Source organism: Mycobacterium venezuelense (genome assembly GCF_054919535.1).
Genome location: NZ_JBONDW010000009.1, coordinates 268,405 through 286,525, shown reverse-complemented (window position 1 = coordinate 286,525; position 18,121 = coordinate 268,405). Strand labels below are relative to the sequence as shown.

The 18,121-nt window shown below is 66.3% G+C and carries 20 protein-coding genes; 9 read left to right on the top strand and 11 right to left on the bottom strand.

Annotation, left to right across the window (positions count from 1 at the left end; genetic code table 11):
* Positions 1–6 precede the first annotated feature (6 nt).
* Together ACRCUN_RS17585 and ACRCUN_RS17580 are read left to right on the top strand one after the other, a co-directional pair.
* Positions 7–762 (top strand): 3-hydroxyacyl-CoA dehydrogenase, encoded by a 756-nt coding sequence (locus ACRCUN_RS17585; RefSeq protein ID WP_462142894.1) that lies wholly within the window; start codon positions 7–9, stop codon positions 760–762.
* A 12-nt stretch (positions 763–774) separates the two neighbouring features.
* Positions 775–1,788, top strand: a complete 1,014-nt coding sequence (locus tag ACRCUN_RS17580) for an NAD(P)H-dependent flavin oxidoreductase (RefSeq protein ID WP_462142893.1) — start codon at positions 775–777, stop codon at positions 1,786–1,788.
* Positions 1,789–1,867: 79 nt separating this feature from the next.
* Here the strand turns inward: ACRCUN_RS17580 and ACRCUN_RS17575 are convergent, their stop codons facing one another.
* Together ACRCUN_RS17575 and ACRCUN_RS17570 are read right to left on the bottom strand one after the other, a co-directional pair.
* Entirely contained in the window at positions 1,868–1,999 is a 132-nt protein-coding gene (locus ACRCUN_RS17575) for a hypothetical protein (RefSeq protein ID WP_110775021.1), read from the bottom strand.
* A gap of 173 nt (positions 2,000–2,172) precedes the next feature.
* On the bottom strand, positions 2,173–2,718 hold the full coding sequence (locus tag ACRCUN_RS17570) for a DoxX family protein (protein ID WP_462142892.1): 546 nt from the start codon (positions 2,716–2,718) through the stop codon (positions 2,173–2,175).
* A 166-nt stretch (positions 2,719–2,884) separates the two neighbouring features.
* Between ACRCUN_RS17570 and ACRCUN_RS17565 the strand changes: the two genes are divergently transcribed.
* Genes ACRCUN_RS17565 through ACRCUN_RS17555 form a run of 3 tightly spaced genes read left to right on the top strand, consistent with a single transcriptional unit; the run spans position 2,885 to position 6,471 of the window.
* A complete protein-coding gene (locus ACRCUN_RS17565; protein WP_462142891.1) occupies positions 2,885–5,143 on the top strand; it encodes an MMPL family transporter in 2,259 nt (752 codons plus the stop codon).
* Between the two features lies 1 nt (position 5,144).
* The gene (locus tag ACRCUN_RS17560; protein ID WP_462142890.1) at positions 5,145–5,837 is read left to right on the top strand and encodes a TetR/AcrR family transcriptional regulator; all 693 of its coding nucleotides are present in this window, start codon (positions 5,145–5,147) and stop codon (positions 5,835–5,837) included.
* Positions 5,830–6,471, top strand: coding sequence for a class I SAM-dependent methyltransferase (locus tag ACRCUN_RS17555; RefSeq protein WP_462142889.1), 642 nt, complete (start codon positions 5,830–5,832; stop codon positions 6,469–6,471). Before ACRCUN_RS17560 ends, ACRCUN_RS17555 begins: the two co-directional genes overlap by 8 nt.
* Here the strand turns inward: ACRCUN_RS17555 and ACRCUN_RS17550 are convergent.
* The gene (locus tag ACRCUN_RS17550) at positions 6,468–7,181 is read right to left on the bottom strand and encodes an NAD-dependent deacylase (RefSeq protein WP_462142888.1); all 714 of its coding nucleotides are present in this window, start codon (positions 7,179–7,181) and stop codon (positions 6,468–6,470) included. The two genes, ACRCUN_RS17555 and ACRCUN_RS17550, sit on opposite strands and share 4 nt — an antisense overlap.
* A gap of 36 nt (positions 7,182–7,217) precedes the next feature.
* On the opposite strand from ACRCUN_RS17550, the gene ACRCUN_RS17545 reads away from it, so the two are divergent.
* A complete protein-coding gene (locus tag ACRCUN_RS17545; protein ID WP_462142887.1) occupies positions 7,218–7,583 on the top strand; it encodes an Rv1152 family transcriptional regulator in 366 nt (121 codons plus the stop codon).
* Here the strand turns inward: ACRCUN_RS17545 and ACRCUN_RS17540 are convergent.
* The gene (locus ACRCUN_RS17540; RefSeq protein ID WP_462142886.1) at positions 7,559–8,806 is read right to left on the bottom strand and encodes an Rv1453 family transcriptional regulator; all 1,248 of its coding nucleotides are present in this window, start codon (positions 8,804–8,806) and stop codon (positions 7,559–7,561) included. The two genes, ACRCUN_RS17545 and ACRCUN_RS17540, sit on opposite strands and share 25 nt — an antisense overlap.
* A 134-nt stretch (positions 8,807–8,940) precedes the next feature.
* Here ACRCUN_RS17540 and ACRCUN_RS17535 point away from each other — a divergent pair, with 134 nt between their 5' ends.
* Positions 8,941–10,488, top strand: a complete 1,548-nt coding sequence (locus tag ACRCUN_RS17535) for a flavin-containing monooxygenase (protein ID WP_462142885.1) — start codon at positions 8,941–8,943, stop codon at positions 10,486–10,488.
* Here ACRCUN_RS17535 and ACRCUN_RS17530 read toward each other — a convergent pair.
* The 3 genes from ACRCUN_RS17530 to ACRCUN_RS17520 are packed head-to-tail and all read right to left on the bottom strand — an operon-like array spanning position 10,406 to position 12,663.
* Complete coding sequence (locus tag ACRCUN_RS17530; RefSeq protein ID WP_462142884.1) at positions 10,406–11,260, bottom strand: class I SAM-dependent methyltransferase; 855 nt, start codon at positions 11,258–11,260, stop codon at positions 10,406–10,408. The two genes, ACRCUN_RS17535 and ACRCUN_RS17530, sit on opposite strands and share 83 nt — an antisense overlap.
* Before the next feature lie 24 nt (positions 11,261–11,284).
* On the bottom strand, positions 11,285–11,800 hold the full coding sequence (locus ACRCUN_RS17525; protein WP_462142883.1) for a DUF1697 domain-containing protein: 516 nt from the start codon (positions 11,798–11,800) through the stop codon (positions 11,285–11,287).
* Positions 11,801–11,841: 41 nt separating this feature from the next.
* Positions 11,842–12,663 (bottom strand): class I SAM-dependent methyltransferase, encoded by an 822-nt coding sequence (locus ACRCUN_RS17520; protein ID WP_462142882.1) that lies wholly within the window; start codon positions 12,661–12,663, stop codon positions 11,842–11,844.
* A 31-nt stretch (positions 12,664–12,694) separates the two neighbouring features.
* Between ACRCUN_RS17520 and ACRCUN_RS17515 the strand changes: the two genes are divergently transcribed.
* Complete coding sequence (locus tag ACRCUN_RS17515; RefSeq protein WP_067851001.1) at positions 12,695–13,138, top strand: PPOX class F420-dependent oxidoreductase; 444 nt, start codon at positions 12,695–12,697, stop codon at positions 13,136–13,138.
* A gap of 42 nt (positions 13,139–13,180) precedes the next feature.
* Complete coding sequence (locus ACRCUN_RS17510) at positions 13,181–13,348, top strand: DUF5302 domain-containing protein (protein WP_110774989.1); 168 nt, start codon at positions 13,181–13,183, stop codon at positions 13,346–13,348.
* 7 nt (positions 13,349–13,355) lie between these two features.
* On the opposite strand, the gene ACRCUN_RS17505 is transcribed toward ACRCUN_RS17510, so the two are convergent.
* Genes ACRCUN_RS17505 through ACRCUN_RS17490 form a run of 4 tightly spaced genes read right to left on the bottom strand, consistent with a single transcriptional unit; the run spans position 13,356 to position 17,969 of the window.
* Entirely contained in the window at positions 13,356–14,678 is a 1,323-nt protein-coding gene (locus ACRCUN_RS17505) for an acyltransferase family protein (RefSeq protein ID WP_462142881.1), read from the bottom strand.
* A 35-nt stretch (positions 14,679–14,713) separates the two neighbouring features.
* Positions 14,714–15,919: an MFS transporter gene (locus tag ACRCUN_RS17500; protein ID WP_462142880.1), complete on the bottom strand. Its 1,206-nt coding sequence runs from the start codon at positions 15,917–15,919 to the stop codon at positions 14,714–14,716.
* Between the two features lie 56 nt (positions 15,920–15,975).
* Positions 15,976–17,607, bottom strand: a complete 1,632-nt coding sequence (locus ACRCUN_RS17495; RefSeq protein WP_462142924.1) for a monocarboxylic acid transporter — start codon at positions 17,605–17,607, stop codon at positions 15,976–15,978.
* An 8-nt stretch (positions 17,608–17,615) separates the two neighbouring features.
* Positions 17,616–17,969 (bottom strand): DUF485 domain-containing protein, encoded by a 354-nt coding sequence (locus tag ACRCUN_RS17490; RefSeq protein ID WP_374214019.1) that lies wholly within the window; start codon positions 17,967–17,969, stop codon positions 17,616–17,618.
* Positions 17,970–18,121 lie beyond the last annotated feature (152 nt).

Genomic DNA, 18,121 nt, shown 5'->3' with positions numbered 1-18,121 from the left:
CGGTAAGTGGAGATCAAAGACGCGGTAGCCGTCGTCACCGGCGGCGCATCCGGCCTGGGCCTGGCCACCACCAAGCGACTGCTCGATGCGGGGGCGCAGGTTGTGGTCATCGACCTCAAGGGTGAAGAAGTTGTCGCCGAACTGGGCGATCGGGCGAAGTTCGTCGGCACCGATGTCACCGACGAGGCAGGGGTGTCCGAGGCGCTCGACGTGGCCGAGGCGCTCGGACCGGTGCGGATCAACGTCAACTGCGCCGGCATCGGCAACGCGATCAAGACCCTGAGCAAGAACGGCCCGTTCCCGCTCGACGGCTTCCGCAAGGTGGTCGAGGTCAACCTGATCGGCACGTTCAATGTGATCCGGCTGAGCGCCGAGCGCATCGCCAAGACCGAGCCGCTCAAGGGTGAGGAACGTGGCGTCATCATCAACACCGCGTCGGTGGCGGCGTTCGACGGCCAGATCGGCCAGGCCGCCTACTCCGCGTCCAAGGGCGGCGTCGTCGGTATGACACTGCCGATCGCCCGCGACCTGTCGCGCGAGCTCATCCGCGTGTGCACCATCGCGCCTGGTTTGTTCAAGACTCCGCTGCTGGGTTCGCTGCCTGAGGAGGCCCAGAAGTCGCTGGGGCAGCAGGTGCCGCATCCGGCTCGCCTCGGCGATCCCGACGAGTACGGCGCGCTGGCCGTGCACATCATCGAGAACCCGATGCTCAACGGTGAGGTCATCCGTCTAGATGGCGCGATCCGCATGGCGCCGCGGTAACAGGGGGACAACATGGCATTGAAGACGAAGTTCACCGAGACGTTCGGGATCGAACATCCCATCGTCCAGGGTGGTATGCAGTGGGTCGGCCGGGCCGAACTCGTTGCCGCCGTGGCGAATTCGGGTGCTCTGGGCTTTATCACAGCACTCACCCAGCCCACGCCTGCCGATCTGGCCAAAGAGATCGAGCGGTGCCGGGAGCTGACCGACAAGCCGTTCGGTGTGAACCTGACGATCCTGCCGACGATCAACCCGCCGCCCTACGACGAGTACCGCCAGGTCATCATCGACTCGGGCGTCAAGATCGTCGAGACCGCGGGCTCCAACCCCGCTCCGCACCTGCCGATGTTCCACGACAACGGCATCAAGGTGCTGCACAAGTGCACGTCGGTGCGGCACGCGGTCAAGGCGCAGAGCCTGGGTGTGGATGGCATCAGCATCGACGGGTTCGAGTGCGCGGGACATCCGGGCGAGGACGACATTCCCGGTCTCGTGCTGATTCCGGCCGCGGCGGCCAAGATCGAGATCCCGATGATCGCCTCAGGCGGTTTCGCCGACGCGCGCGGCCTGGTGGCCGCGCTGGCGCTGGGCGCCGACGGCATCAACATGGGCTCGCGGTTCATGTGCACGGTCGAATCGGCGATTCATCAGAAGGTCAAGGAAGCGATCGTCGCGGGCACCGAGCTCGACACCGAGCTGATCTTCCGGCCGCTGCGCAACACCGCTCGTGTCGCGAGCAACGCGGTGTCGCGTGAGGTTGTGCAGATTCTCAACAACGGCGGCCAGTTCGAGGACGTCAAGGATCTGGTCGCAGGCAAGCGCGGCGTCAAGGTCTATGAGATCGGCGACCTCGATGCGGGTATCTGGTCGGTCGGCACGTCCATGGGGCTGATCAACGACATTCCCACGGTCGGCGAACTCGTATCGCGGATGGTCTCGGAGGCCGAGATTCTCATCAGTGGGCGCCTGCTGAACATGATCGGCGCCGATGAGGACGATCTGGAGAAAGAAACAGTCCTCGCGTAAGGCGAGGACTGGTGCCGGGCTCGGCTAATTCACCGGCAAACTGAATACGGAAAACGCGCGCCGTGAGGCGCGCGTTTTCTCATACTGCAGTCGGAAGGGACTGGTAGTCGTCAAACTGCTCCGACGTGTCACCCTCGACCAGGACATCGCCGTGGTAGAGAGCGTCGAAGTCGACCTTGATGACATCTGCACTGGTGTCGTCGATCCACATGACACTGAGCGTATGGGTCACCATTAAGAAATCTTTGAGTCACGAATCGGAAAATGGTGGCAATACTACTTTTGGGTAGGTTTCCGGCGAGTAGCTCGAGTCGAGGTGCCCACGAGCGTGGGCCCTGCGCACGGCTTTGATGCAAAAAGCGTGCATACGGCCCACGTTCGGCGTCAGCTGGGCGGCGCCGTGAAGTGAATCGGGTTGACGCCGTTGAGTGCGATCCAGGTCACGACCGCGACGACGATGCCCGCGACCAGCAGGCCGACGGCAAGAGGCGTCGAGACGCGGGACCGGCCGAACACGCGGTGGTCCACCGACAGCGTCCCCGCGCCGGTGAACAGCAGGGCCGCCGCGGCGAAGGCCACGAGGAACGGAACGTTGAACGGCTGTGACCAGAAGGCGCCCGCCGACACGTTGACGGCCCAGGCGTCGACCATCGCGCCGATGACCGCGCAGGCCGCGAGCGGGGTCAGGATGCCCAGCAGCAGGCCGATGCCGCCGAGCGTCTCGGCCGCGGTCACCATGAACGCGGCGAATTCCGGCAATCGCCAGCCACTGGATTCCATGAATCCGACGGCCGTGGAGAAGTCGAAGGCTTTGATGAGGCCGGCCTGCAGCATGGTCGCACCCGTGGCCACGCGCAGGATGAGCAGGCCGGTGTCGGTCATCGTGGAGACCGGCGTGGTCGCAGTGAGCTCGGTGGTTTTGGTCGTCATGAGCAGCTAGACCCTTCGTCGCGACAGAACTCATCGGGCGCAGAACAGATCCAGTTTGAACATTTCGTTGCCGGGAATCGTGCCTATCGGTGAGGTCGGCGTTGACGTCCTTGAATTATCGCTGTTAAGTTAACGTCGATATTGTTCGGTGGCGGGAGGATCCGACGTGCTGCACCGAATCGGCTTACTGGCCATCGCCGCACCGCGGCGCATCCTTGTCATCGCTGCGCTGGTCATGGCCGCGGCCGGTGTTTTCGGTATTCCGGTGGCAAAGAGTCTGTCCGCCGGCGGGTTTCAGGACCCCACCGCGGAATCGGCGCAGGCCACTCAGTTGCTCGCCGAGAAGTTCAACCGGGGCGACATGCAGCTCGTCATCAGCGTGACCGCGGATCGGGCCGACAGCCCGGCGGCCCGGGCCACTGGCACCGAGATCGCCAGACAGCTGGAGGGCTCGCCGTACGTCACCGAAGTGACCTCCGCCTGGACCGTGCCGCCGCCGGCATCGTCGGCCCTGATCAGTGAAGACGGCAGGACCGGCCTCATCGTCGCAGGCATCACCGGCGGTGAGAGCGGCGCGCAGAAACACGCCAAGGAACTGACCGACAAGCTCGTACACGACCGCGACGGCGTGACCGTACGGGCGGGCGGCGAGGCGATGATCTACGTCCAGATCAACGGGCAGAGCGAAAAAGACCTGTTGATGATGGAGTCGATCGCCATCCCGCTGAGCTTCCTGGTTCTGGTCTGGGTGTTCGGCGGGCTCATGGCCGCGGCGTTGCCGCTGGCGGTCGGCGGGTTCGCGATCCTCGGGTCGATGGCCGTCCTGCGCTTGTTCACGATGGTCACCGACGTGTCGATCTTCGCGCTCAACCTCACTGTCGCAATGGGTTTGGCGCTCGCAATCGACTACACGCTGCTGATCATCAGCCGGTTCCGCGATGAACTCGCCGAGGGGGTGGACCGCGACCAGGCCTTGATCCGCACCATGGTGACGGCGGGCCGCACGGTGCTGTTCTCGGCGATGACCGTGGCGCTGTCGATGGTCGCGATGGTGCTGTTCCCGATGTACTTCCTCAAGTCCTTCGCCTACGCCGGGATCGCGGTGGTGGCGCTGGCCGCGTTCGCCGCGATCGTCGTGGCACCCGCGGCGATCGTGCTGCTGGGAAATCGGCTCGACGCCTACGACGTCCGCCGGTTCGCCCGGCGGATCCTCGGCAGGCCCGAGCCGGTGCGCAAGCCGATCGAGCAGACCTTCTGGTATCTCATGACCAAGCGCGTCATGCGCCGGTCGATTCCGGTCGGCGTGGCGATCATCGCGCTGCTGCTGGTGCTCGGGGCGCCGTTCCTCGGCATCAAATGGGGTTTCCCCGACGACCGCGTGCTGCCGCAATCGGCGTCGGCCCGCCAGGTCGGCGACCAGATGCGCGACGACTTCGCGGTCGACTCGGCGACCAATGTCACGGTCGTCCTGCCCGACGTCACGAAAGTCGCCCCCAACGAACTCGACCAGTACGCGGGCAGGCTGTCGGATGTGGCCGATGTGTCATCGGTGTCGGCTCCGGGTGGCACGTTCGTCGACGGGCGCCGCGTCGGACCGCCAGCCGCCGCCACCGGGATGGCCGATGGCAGCGCCTACCTGACTGTCGGTAGCGACGCGCCGTTGTTCAGCGACGCCTCGGAGGCGCAACTCGACGCGCTCCACGCCGTGCCCGCGCCCGCCGACGTACAGCTGGCCGGGGTCGCCCAGATCAACCGGGACAGCTCGCAGGCGATCACCTCACGGCTGCCCTTGGTGCTGGGAGTGATCGCCGCGATCACGTTCGTGTTGTTGTTCCTGCTCACCGGCAGCGTGGTGCTACCGCTGAAAGCGTTGGTGCTCAACGTGTTATCGCTGTCGGCTGCCTTCGGCGCCCTGGTGTGGATCTTCCAGGACGGTCATCTGGGTGCGCTGGGCACCACCCCGACCGGCACGCTCGTGGCCAACCTCCCGGTGCTGTTGTTCTGCATCGCGTTCGGCCTGTCGATGGACTACGAGGTGTTCCTGGTGTCGCGGATCCGGGAGTACTGGCTGGAGTCGGATCGGACCCGTGCCGCGAACGACGAAAGCGTCGCGCTCGGGCTTGCCCGCACCGGGCGCGTGGTGACCGCGGCCGCGCTGCTCATGTCCATATCGTTCGCGGCGCTGATCGCCGCGCAGGTGGCCTTCATGCGGATGTTCGGCCTCGGCCTGACCATCGCGGTCCTGGTCGACGCGACCCTCGTCCGGATGCTGCTGGTGCCGGCGTTCATGCACGTGATGGGACGGTGGAACTGGTGGGCGCCCGCGCCGCTGGCCCGCCTGCACGAGCGGATCGGCATCAGCGAGTCCGGCGAGAAGCCCGCGGACGCACCGCGCGCCACGGCAAGCGTGACGGAAACTGGTTAGCGTGTCGATCCCACCCCTCAAGCCGCTCAAACGCCGCCGCGCCCCGCGTGGGTCGGGCGAACTGCTGCGCGAGCAGATTCTCGATGCCGCGACCGAGCTGCTGCTGGAAACCGGTCACGCCAAAGCGGTTTCGATCCGGTCGGTCGCGCAGCGGGTCGGTGTCACCCCACCGTCGATCTATCTCCACTTCGCCGACAAGGACGCGCTCCTCGACGCGGTGTGCGCGCGGTACTTCGAGAAGCTCGACGAAGAGATGCAGCGCGTGGCCGAGGATCAACCGTCGACGATCGAAGTATTGCGCGCGCAGGGACTGGCCTACGTGAGCTTCGCCCGGCAGACCCCCGAGCTCTACCGCCTGGCCACGATGGGCGAGGGCAGGCCGGGCAGCGATGTCGATGTGACACTCAACAGCTCGGCGTTCGTTCACATGCGCACGTCGGTGGAAGCGCTGATCTCCGAAGGCATCTACCCGCCCGGCGACCCCACGTCGCTGGCGCTCGAACTGTGGACGGCGGCACACGGGGTCGCGGCGATGCTGATCGCCAAGCCGTACCTGCCCTGGGGTGACGCCGAGGAATTCACCGACCGAGTGCTGCGGGCGGTATGTACCGGCCACATCGTTTCGGGAATGATCGGAACCGACCTCTCACCCCAGGAGGCCGTCGCCCGGCTGAAGGGATTCGCCCATGAGTAACGCCGACAAGCTGGTGGACAACCCGTTCTTCGCGCGCGTCTGGAAGACCCTGTCCAACTACGAACCCGAATCGGTGCGCCGCCTGCGGATCGAGAATCTCGCAGGCCTGTCGGGCCGCGTGCTCGAGGTCGGTGCGGGCACCGGGACGAACTTCGAGTTCTATCCACCGACGGTCGACGAGGTGGTCGCGATCGAGCCAGAACGCCGGCTCGCCGAGGTGGCCCGCCAAGCCGCCGCCAAGGCGCCCGTGCCGATCACGGTCACCGGTGACACCGCTGAACAGTTCGCCAGCTCGCAACCGTTCGACGCGGTGGTGTGCTCACTGGTGTTGTGCTCCATCGAGGAGCCGAATACCGTTCTGCAGCAGCTCTTTTCGCTACTGCGTCCGGGTGGCGAATTGCGTTACCTCGAGCACGTCGCGGGCACCGGATATCGGGCACGGCTGCAGCGGATCGCCGACGCCACCATCTGGCCGCGGCTGCTCGGCAACTGCCACACTCACCGGGACACCGAACACACCATCGCCGCGACCGGGTTCCAGGTACGCGACAACCGCCGCGAATGGGCCATGCCGGCGTGGGTGCCGATGCCGGTATCGGAGTTCGCCATCGGCCGAGCGGTGCGGCCCGCCTAACCCAGCAGGACCGGCAGGCGTTGCAGCAGGCCCGGCAGCGCCGTCGCGGCGGTCTCGCGCAGCGACACCGTCGCACTGTCCGACAGCGGCGTGCGCTCCGGGTTGACCTCGATGACCGGCTTGCCCGCCGACAGCGCGGCCTCGGGCAGACCGGCGGCCGGATAGACGATCGAACTGGTGCCGACCACGATCACCACATCAGAACCGCTGACCGCCAGTACCGATCGCTGCCATGCCGCATCGGGCAGCGCCTCGCCGAACCAGACCACATTCGGCCGGATCAGCCCGCCGCACGGGCACACCGGCGGCTCGACAGTCTCGACCGGTTCGGGCATGTCCGGCAGATCGCCTTCGAACCGTGATCCACAAGCGTCGCAACGAAACTCGAAAAGGCTGCCGTGCAGGTGGTAGACGTTGGTGCTGCCGGCCCGCTCGTGCAGGTTGTCGACGTTCTGGGTGACGACGTGCACGTCGGCGTAGTCCTGCCAGGCAGCCACCGCGCGGTGACCGTCGTTCGGTTGTACACCGGCCATCATGTAATGGCGCCACAGATACCACGCCCACACCTTCTCCGGGTGACGCTGCCAACCCTCCGTGCTGGAGATCTCGTACGGGTCGACCCTGGCCCACAGGCCCGTCTCGACGTCGCGAAAAGTGGGCACACCGCTCTCCGCCGAGATCCCGGCACCGCTGAGCACAGTCACTTGCACAGCACCAACGTAGCGGCTTTGGGTGATACTGGGCACGTGGCCGAATTGGGGGATTGGGTTCATGTCGATCCGGATGCCGAGAAACCGTTGTTTGACCAACTCCGGGTTCAGATCATCGACGGAATAAGGAACGGGCGATTGTCGCCGGGCACCAGGTTGCCGACGGTCCGCGAATTGGCAGGTCAGATTGGTCTGGCGGTCAACACGGTGGCTCGGTCCTACCGGGAGCTGGAGTCGGCAGGCGTGCTGGAGACCCGCGGCCGGTACGGCACGTTCGTCGCGCGCGCCGACCCGGCCGACGCGGCGATGGCGGCCGCCGCGAACTCGTTCGCCGAAGCGGCGCGCGCGCTGGGGATCGGGAAAACCGACGCCATGCGTTACCTGGACGGCGCGTTCGACTGACCGCGGGTGTCGGACTGACCGTGCCAGCGCAGCACGTCAAGCGCGATGGCCGCGTTGACGCCGCACTCCGCCAGTGGGCGCGGTAGCAGTTCGTCCGCGCGGGCCAGCCGCCGCAGCAGTGTGTTGCGGTGTAGGTAGAGCCGTGCGGCGGCACGCGAGGCGTTGCACTGCTCGTCGACGAATACCCTTACGGTTTCCCGCAATTCAGTGCCGGCCGTCTCGAGATCGCCGAGTGTGTGCTTGACGAACCCGACCGCACGGTCAGGGTCGGCGGTGATCAACGCGACCAGCTCGATCTCGGCGAACCGGGCGATCTGCTGCGGCGAATGCAGTCGAGCCATCATCTGCTGCGTGGTGATCGCGTCGAAGTGGCTGCGCCGGAAGCCGTCCACGCCGTCATCGGCCGGCCCGATGGCTACGCGGATATCGTCGGTCTCTCTGATCGCGTGCGCCAGCACCTCCGCATCGACCGATCCCGGTGCCCATACCCACCGGGTCGCGGTGCTCGCCAGCACGGTCAACGGCCTGGCCCCGCCGCAGGCCTGGCCGAACGCTTCGGCGGCGCGGTCCAGCTGTGACAGATCGCCGTCGGGCCGCTCGCTCCAGATGACCGCGGCGGTGTGGGGCCCGGTGAGGGCGTAGCCGAGTCGCGCCTCGGCGCGCTGACGGGGGATCGGGGCACCGTCGAGGAGCAGCGCCACGGTCTCGCGTCGTTCGGCGTGTGAACCGCGTGTGAGTTCGTCGCGTTCCAGGTCGATCTGGGCGGTGATGCCGGCGAGGGTCGCGTCGATGAACGCGCTGATGGAGCGCGAGCACACGTCCAGCATTTCGTGCAGTTCTGTTGGGTCGGAGGTCAGTTCGAACGCGATCTCCATGAGCCGCCGCCATGCGACGCCCTCACCGACTCGATACGCGTCGAGCGGAAACGCGTTGACCCCGCGGCGCACCAGCTCGCGGGCGATGTTCAGGGGCTCGGGCCCGGTGTTGGGTGGCACCGGCGCGCCCGGGTCCCGCACGTTGGCGGTGCCCCAGAAATACAGATTGGCCCGGTTGCTGCGGCTGACGGCCGCGGCGAGTTCCGGATCTGCCGCGATCATGGGGTTCGCGGCAGCCAGCACCGCGCGGTCAAGTTCGTCGAGCCATTCCGGACGGGCGTTGACCACGATCTGCGCACACTGCCGGATCAACTCCTTCGCCCGGTGCGAAGGTGGGTTCCAGACCATGCGGCCACCGTAGACCGGTGGTGCAAAGTGCACCATCACTGCGCTGCAAATGGGACATTTCGACCTTGGGCCGCGGGATCGTCGCAGCGAGGATCGATACAACAACTTCGCGGCCACCGACAGGAGTCACGGACATGGCTGACACCGAACACGTCGACGTTCTGATCATCGGCGCAGGCATCTCGGGCATCGGCGCTGCCTACTATCTTCAGCGCGAACATCCGGGACGCAGCTACGCCATCCTTGAGGCGCGCGGCGCGACGGGCGGCACCTGGGACCTGTTCCGCTACCCGGGAATTCGTTCGGATTCCGATCTGCACACGTTCGGCTACGAGTTCAAGCCGTGGCGCGACGAGCATGCCATCGCGTCCGCCGACAAGATCCTGGCCTATCTACGGGAAACCGTGTCGGAGAACGGCATCGACGACAACATCCGCTTCCACCACCGCGTGCTCGGCGCGGACTGGGACAGCGCCACGGCCCGTTGGATCGTCGACGTCGAGCGCACGGGCAGCGGCGATGCCGAACTCCTTCAGCTCAGCGCCAACTGGCTGTTCTGCGGCGGCGGTTACTACCGCTACGACGAAGGCTACTCGCCGCGCTTCGAGGGCAGCGAGCGCTTCGCCGGCCGCATCGTGCACCCGCAACACTGGCCCGAGGATCTCGACTACCGCGGTAAGAAGGTCGTCGTGATCGGCAGCGGCGCGACGGCCGTGACGCTCGTGCCCGCGATGGCGCCGACCGCCGGGCACGTCACGATGCTGCAGCGGTCACCGACGTACGTGATGCCGGTCCCCGCCAAGGATTCGTTCGCCAACCTGGCCAAGCGGCTGCTCGGCGACGAACGTGGATACGCATTGACCCGGCGCAAGAACATTCTCAAACAGCGTGCGGTCTATACCTTCTGCCAGAAGTACCCGACCGCCGCGCGCAGGTTGATCCGCCGCATCAACGCGAGCCGGCTACCCGAGGGGTATCCGGTCGACGAGCACTTCAGTCCCCGCTACAACCCATGGGACCAGCGGCTGTGCGCCGTTCCGGACGGCGATCTGTTCGAGGCTCTGAGCGACGGCAGCGCGTCGGTGGTCACCGATCGCATCGCCGCGTTCACCGAGACGGGCATCCAGCTGGAATCGGGGCGCGAGCTTGAGGCCGACATCATCGTCACCGCGACCGGCCTGAACATCCAGCTGTTCGGCGGCATGTCGCTGACGGTCGACGGTGAGGCGGTGAACTTCGCCGAGACCGTGGCTTACAAGGGCATGATGCTGTCGGGCGTGCCGAACTTCGTCTTCGCCTTCGGGTACACGAACTCGTCGTGGACGCTCAAAGTCGGCCTGCTGTGCGAACATTTCTGCCGGTTGCTGGCGCACCTCGAGGAGCACGGGTACGACATGGCCCGCCCCGTGCTCGCCGAGCCCGACATGAAAACCCTTCCGCTACTGGACTTCGCGGCCGGCTATGTTCAGCGGTCGGTCGACGAACTGCCGCGCCAAGGCGTCGACGGACCGTGGGTGATGTCGATGAACTACACCTACGACGCGGCGATGCTGCGCGACGGCCCGGTCGAGGACGCTGACCTCGTGTTCGACAAGGCGCTCAGCCGAACTCGAGCAGCGTCATCACCGGGCGGACCGGATCCAGCAGCGGAAGCCGCTGGGCTGCCCATATCAGCGCATTGAGCACCTTGCCCCGGCCTGCAGGCAACGGCAGGTCACGCGCAACCCGCACCCCGGGAACGGTGTTGACCAGATCTGCCACCTGCTCCGGAGTCAGGCTGAACGGCATCGGCGGCACCCGGTAGCGCCTCGACGTCCGCATGCCCCTGCGGGCCCACGCGGCGAACCAGGCCGGTGGCAGGTCGAAGATCATCTGGCCACCGGGAAAGCGCTGTGCGCATTCACGGATCAGGCCCATGGCCTCATCGGGCTGCAGATACATCAGCAGTCCTTCTGCGGTGATGAACACGCCTTCGCCGGTATCGACCTCATCCATCCAGCTGAAGTCGAGCGCGGACTGGGCGCGCGCCCGCACCCGCTCCGACGGCGGCAGCAGCTTTGCGCGCAGCTCCACCATCGGCGGCAGATCGACGGTCAGCCAACGGAAATCGTGCCCGACCCCGGAGCTGTCGAGCCGGTAGAAGCTCGTCTGAAACCCCTCGGCCAGGGCCACTACGGTGGCCTTGGGGTGGTCGTGCAGGTAATGGCGTGTCGCCCGGTCGAAGATCTTCGCGCGCAGCGCCATGTCCTGGCGGCGGGTGTAACCGAACTTCGCGAAGTCGAAGTCGATCGAATCGACGAGCTGCACCGCCATCGGGTCGTCGATGATACCGTCCGGACGACGCGCCTCGTGTGCGCGGACCTGCAGCGTCAGTAGGGCGGTCTCAGAAACCCCCGACAATGAGACTTTGGTGCGCGGCGCCCCTGGCGGATTCGTCGGCGAGTTCGTCGTCATTGGCCCGAATGTACCGAACACCCGTCAACGCAAGACTTTCTCCAGCGTGCGCAGGTTCCTCGTGGTCGTCGACGATTTATACCGCTTCTTGCCCATGGTCTTGCCGATCGTGCTGCCCAGCGTGGCGCTTCGCGCGATCTGCCAGTAGAGGACGCCGTCACCCCGCTCGATCTTCTCGTCCGGCGCCGCGGGGAGTGCCGCCAGCTCATCGAGGACGTCGGGGTCACTCACGAACGTCACGTACGAGTGGTGGCCCTCGACCTCACGCTCGAACGGATAGCCCGTGGAGATTGCCGCCAGGGTCTTGAGGTCGTAGACGAGAACCCACGCCTCGTACCCGAAGGCCTCGCGCAGCGCCTTCTCCGCGGTGCTGCGAACCTTCTTCGCTGCAGATGTGCTGTCCAGCAGGACATTTCCACTCGCCAGAATCGTGCGGACCTCGGTGAAGCCGGCGTCCTCGAGCGCTTTGGCCACCTCGGCCATCTTGAGGTTGACCCCGCCGACATTGACACCCCGGAGGAATGCGGCGTAGCGCGTCATGACAGATCAGCGTAGTTCCGCTGAACCGGACTCGGCCAGCACTACCCGAATTCCAGGACCGTGATGCTGGGCCGCAGGCGCCGAAGCGTGCCGATCCGGTCCAAGGAGCGGGACGACGCGAGCTTCCAGGCGCCTCGTCCCGGAGGCAACACCACGTCGCGGGCCGCCCGGACGCCGGGTATGCGGTCGGCGAGGGCGAGCGCGTCGTCGGCGGTCAATCCGAACGGCATGGCCGGGGCGATGTAGCGGTCGGACAGCTTCAAACCCTTGATGGTGCGTCGGCTCAACCACGGCGGGATGGAGTCGAACATGAATGCCCCGCCAGGGAAGCGCGCCGCGCAGTCGGCGATCAGGCTGTACACGTCGTCGGGTTCCAAGTACATCAGCAGGCCCTCGGCGGTGATGAACACGCCATCCGACGCGTCGATCCGGTCCATCCAGCTGCGGTCAAGCGCCGACTGCGCGAGTGCGACGATGCGGTCGTCGGCGGGCAGCAGACGTTCGCGCAATGCCATCACCGGTGGTAAATCGATTGAATACCAGGTCGATTCGCTGGCCGCGCCCGATGCCTGCAAGCGCCAGAAGCTGGTCTGCATGCCCTCGGCCAACGCCACGACGGCAGCCTGAGGATGCGCCGACAGGTATGCACGCGTTTCGGTGTCGAAGACGCGGGCCCGCAACGCGTGCGACTGATTCGGTCTGCCGAACTTGCGGTAGTCGTAGTCGATCGCGTCGAACAGCGCGACCGCCCACGGATCGCGGATGACGCCGTCGGAGCGCTTGGCCTCCGTGGCGCGGTTGTGCAGTGTCCACAACGTGGTGGCCGAGACGCCTTCGAGGGTGTTGCCGTCAATCACAGTCATCGAGTCGATGGTAAAGACGTACGCTCGAAATATGGGGCGCCAGGTTTTCGACGACAAGTTATTGGCCTTGATCAGCGGCAACTCGATGGGGGTACTCGCGACGATCAAGCAGGACGGCAGGCCGCAGCTGTCGAACGTGTCGTACTACTTCGATCCACGCGCGGTCACCATCCAGGTGTCGATCACCGAGCCGCGCGCGAAGACCCGCAATCTGCGCCGCGACCCGCGAGCGTCGATCCACGTCAGTTCCGACGACGGCTGGGCTTACGCGGTTGCCGAGGGCGACGCGATCCTGACCCCACCGGCGGCCAACCCGCACGACGACACTGTCGAGGGGTTGATCGCGTTGTACCGCAACATCGCCGGTGAGCATCCGGACTGGGACGACTACCGGCGCGCCATGGTCGACGACCGTCGCGTGTTGCTCACACTTCCGATCTCACATCTGTACGGGATGCCGCCGGGCCTGAGATAAACCCAGTGACGCTGATGCCGGAACCGCGCTACGCTGCGGCTTATGGCTGAGACACCGGAAGACGACAACAAACGTAAGTTCCGGGAGGCGCTGGAGCGCAAGAAGGCGAAATCGGCAGGCGGAGCCGACCACAAGGACGGTGGGCGCGCACAACCACGCGCCCACGGCCCGGTCGAAAACCGTCGGGAGTTCCGCCGCAAGAGCGGCTAGATCGCTGTTAGCTGGCCAACGCCGGGGCCGGCGTCCGCACCGAGGTGCCCGCGGCGCTCCACCGAGCCGTGATCAACGCGGCCACCATTACGGCCACGCAGTACACGCCCTGGTCTTTGAGTCCCCATGTGACCGAGGCCAGCGTCGCCGCACCCGCCACACACAGCAGCAAACCGACTGCGGCACTGCGGGTTCCGTTGGCGGTTACCGCTCCGCCGTCCCACAGCGGCAGCGGTGCGTTCTCCAGCGGACGCAGCGCGACGAACGCGATGCTCACCAAACCGGCCATCAGCGCGAGCTGCAGGATCGACAGGGCAACGAAGCCCGGGGTGGAGGGGTCGTAGCGATCGAGCCCCAGGTAGTCGAACACCAGGTGCATGGCGAGCAGCAGCGGCATGTGCCACAGGTAGAGCGTCATCGCGCCGGAGTTGCCGATCGCGGCCAGCCACCACACGCGCGGGCGCTGTGCCCACCGGGAGATCGCGGGAGCCGCGGCAATCGCGAACGCGCACATCATGATCGCGTGCCCGGCGAGCAGTAGGGACGGCGGTGTCATGTTCTTGAGCTGCTGGGTTTCGATGCCGACCAGGCTGAGCTCGTATGGACCGAAGTACAGCAGTGCCAGGTTCACGCCGAGCATGCCGAGGCCGACCTTGAGCGCGGCCGGGGCGGGCAGCAGGTTGCGCCGGTAGGCGACACCGAACATGCCGGGAATCAGCCACACGACGGTGTTGAGATAGCCGAGGGAAGCGTAGCCGTCGAGGTTGATGCGGACTATGTCGATCATCGCGATGAACACATAGGTGCCCACGACGGCGCCGGCCAGCTGCGCAGTGGTCGTGATGCGTGCCAGCAGCGGCACGGCCGCCAGCACCAGCACATAGGCGCCGAGGAACCACAACAGCTGGATGGAAATGCCCGCGATCGGTTCGTACACGTGCTCGGGGAGCAGGAATCGCAGGACTGCCAGCGCCGCGGTCCAGAACGCCAGGTAATAGAACACCGGGCGGTACAGCCGCGTGCAGCGGCGCAACAGCCAACCGCCCCATGGCGTCCCGGACCGCCACGACTGCACCGACGCCGCGACCCCGGCGAAGAAGAACAGCGGCATGATCTGGAAAACCCAGGTCAGCGCCTGGAACACGGTCGATGCGGTGAGCAGGTTGCTCCAGATGAACACGTCGTCGCGGATCGTGCTCGTGGCCATGATGGTGTGACCGAACACCACCCCCACAAGAGACACGATGCGGATGACGTCGATGGCCCGGTCACGGTCGGCCGGGGTATGCGCCTCGACCTCGGCCGGGCTGGGGAACAACGGTGCTGTCATGGCTGAAACGGTATGGCCGCCGCGCTGCGTAGTCCCTAGGTAGAAGCACTCAAATCCGCGCTCACGGCCCGTTTCTGCCGGGCTTCCCGTACCAGGATCGCGGCCAGGCAGATTGCGGCAAGGGCCGCGACGGCCAGTGCGAAGGTGACTCCCGCGGTTCGCAGGCCCCAGTGCTGGGCGGTGAGTCCCTGGCCGACCACGGGCAGCGAGATCGCGATGTAGGCCACGACGAAATAGGTGGAGCTGACCTCGGCCCGGCGGTCCGGCGGGGTCAGGTCGGAGACGGCGGCCAGGCCGCGGCTGAAACTCATGCCCTGGCCGATGCCGGATACGACGGCGGCCGCGATCAACGCCGTCAGCGACGAAAAGTGCAGTGCCGCAGTGAGAATCAGCATGCCGACGATGAGGATCGCGCAGCCGGCGGCGACCGCCCGGTTCGGCGGGACCCGGTTGACGGCAACCTGGGTGATTGCCGATGCGGCGAAAATCGAACACGCGATTGCGCCGGCGACCGCGTGGTTGTCGATGCCGATCACGCTCGACAGGAACGACGGCGCCACGGCGGTGTACATCCCCGTGACGGTGAAGCCGGCGAACGCCGCGAGCGCCGCGATGACGAAGACCGTGCGCACCTGGGGCGGCACCGACAAGCGCTGCAAGCCGATGCCGCCGCTTTTCTCGGAGGTCTCGGGGACGACGAGCCCCGCCACGCCTGCCAGCACGGCCAACACGATATGCACGACGAACGGCAGATGCAGCGGTTGCGGGGCGTACTGCACCAACAGCCCGGCGAGCAGTGGGCCACCGCCCAGGCCGCCGATGTTGGCGACCGTTGCTACCGCGGCGGCCCGATCACGCCAGGCCGGCGGCGCGGCCTCGATGACGGCAGCGGTCGCGGTGCCGGCGAAGATGCCGGCCGACACACCCGAGAACACGCGGGCCACCAGCAGCACGGGCACCGAATCGGCCACCAGGAAGACGACCGCGCTGGCCAACGCGCTCACCACGCCCGCCAACAACATCGGTCGCCGGCCCACCGCGTCCGACCATCGGCCGAAGACGAGCAGCGCAAAAAGGACGCCACCGGCGTAGGTGGCGTAGACGATTGTCGTGGTCAGAACCGAGAAATGCATGCGTTCGGCGTAGAGCGCATACATGGGCGTCGGCAACGTGGTGCCGACCATGATCGCGGCGAACGCGTAGGCCAGCAGGGCGAATGCGAAGCGCCGAGTGTGGGGCATGTGGCGTTCAACGTCGTGACGACGTGTCCGCAATCCCCACACTCGGCGCCAATTTGTCAGTGCGCGCTGGCCTTCTCGGCGCCGACGCCGGTGAGGGAGCGGACCTCCATCTCCGCGGCGATCTCGGCGTTACCGCGATCCGCCGGTGAGGTCAGCGTGCCGATGATGCCGAGGACGAACGCCAGCGGAATCGACACGATGCCCGGGTTGGCCAACGGGAACCACGCGAAGTCGACGTTCGGCAGCATCGCGCCCTTCGCGCCGGACACGGCGGGGGAGAACACGATCAGCACGATCGTCGAGATCAGGCCGCCGTACATGCTCCACAGCGCCCCGCGGGTGTTGAACCGCGGCCAGTACAGCGAGTAGAGGATGGTCGGCAGGTTGGCCGCGGCGGCGACCGCGAAGGCCAGCGCCACGAGGAACGCGATGTTCTGCTCGGCGGCCAGGATGCCGAGGCCGATCGCGAGGATGCCGAGCACCACCACGGTGATGCGCGAGACCCGCACCTGCTCGTCCTCGGTCACCTTGTGGCTCTTCATCACGCTCGCGTAGATGTCGTGCGCGAATGATGTTGCGGCCGTGATGGTCAGGCCGGCAACGACCGCGAGGATCGTGGCGAATGCGACCGCCGAGATGACGCCGAGCAAGATCACGCCGCCGAGTTCGAACGCCAGCAGCGGCGCGGCGGAGTTCTGCGCGCCGGGTGCGGCCAGGATCGTGTCGGGCCCGACGAGCGCCGCGGCACCGTAACCGAGCGCCAGCGTGAACAGGTAGAAGGCGCCGATCAGCACGATCGCCCAGACCACCGAGCGGCGGGCTTCCTTGGCGGTGGGCACCGTGTAGAAGCGCATCAGCACGTGCGGCAGACCCGCGGTACCCAACACCAGCGCGATCGCCAGCGAGATGAAGTTGATCTGCGACGTCAACGATGCGCCGTACTGAGCACCGGGGGCCAGCACGTCGCGGCTCGCCACTGCCTCGCTTGCCGATCCGGACACCGCGGTCTGGGCCGAGCCGAGAATCTCGGAGAAGTTCAGCCCGAATTTGGCCAGCACCATCACGGTCATCAGTGCGGCGCCGCCGATCAGCAGGACCGCCTTGATGATCTGCACCCAGGTGGTGCCCTTCATCCCACCGATCAGCACGTAAACGATCATCAGCAAGCCGACGACGGCGATGACGATGGCCTGGCCCACATCGCCCGTGATGTTGAGCAGCAGAGCGACGAGCCCGCCAGCGCCTGCCATCTGCGCCAGGAGGTAGAACAGGCAGACGGCGAGCGTGGTGGTGGCGGCCGCCATCCGCACCGGGCGTTGCTTGAGCCGGAAGCTCAGCACGTCGGCCATCGTGAATTTGCCGGTGTTCCTGAGCAATTCGGCTACGAGCAGCAGGGCCACCAGCCAAGCCACGAGGAAGCCGATGGAGTAGAGGAACCCGTCGTAGCCGTAAACCGCGATGGCTCCGGCGATGCCGAGGAAGCTCGCGGCCGACAGGTAGTCACCGGATATCGCGATGCCGTTCTGCGGACCGGTGAACGCGCGGCCGGCCGTGAAGAACTCGGCCGCGCTGGCGTTGCGCTTGCTGGCGCGGATCACGATGAACAACGTGACCGCGACGAACAGCGCGAAGATGCCGATGTTGGCGATGGGGTTACCCACCCCGCCCTCGGCGGCAAGGATGCTCAGCTGGCTGGTCACTTGGCCATACCTTCCAGTTCATGCCGAAACGCTTCGGCGCGCGGGTCGAGCTCGCGGTTGGCGAACCGGACGTAGATGGCGGTGATGGCGAAGGTGGACACGAACTGGCCGAGCCCGATCAGCAGGCCGACGTTGATGTTGCCCCACACCTTGGTGGCCATGAAGTCCGTCGCGAACACGCTCAGCAGCACGTAGGCGAAGTACCAGACGAGAAACAGTGCGCTCATCGGGAACACGAAGCGGCGCAACCTGCTTCGCAGATCTTGAAACTCCGGGCTGGCCTGCACGGCCAGGTATTGCTCGCCGCTCAATTGCGGCATCTCGTGGGGTGGCAGATGGGTCTCGGGCACCGTGTCTCCTGACCTCGAATGTGAACCGGCTCCTACGGGGACCGTAGTTGAGACATGAGTCACATACCCACTGCTCTGGCGGTCGACACGCTGAAGCCCGGGGCGGCTGCGCTGAACGGTCGGTCGGTGACGACGAACGGCGGTCTGTCCTC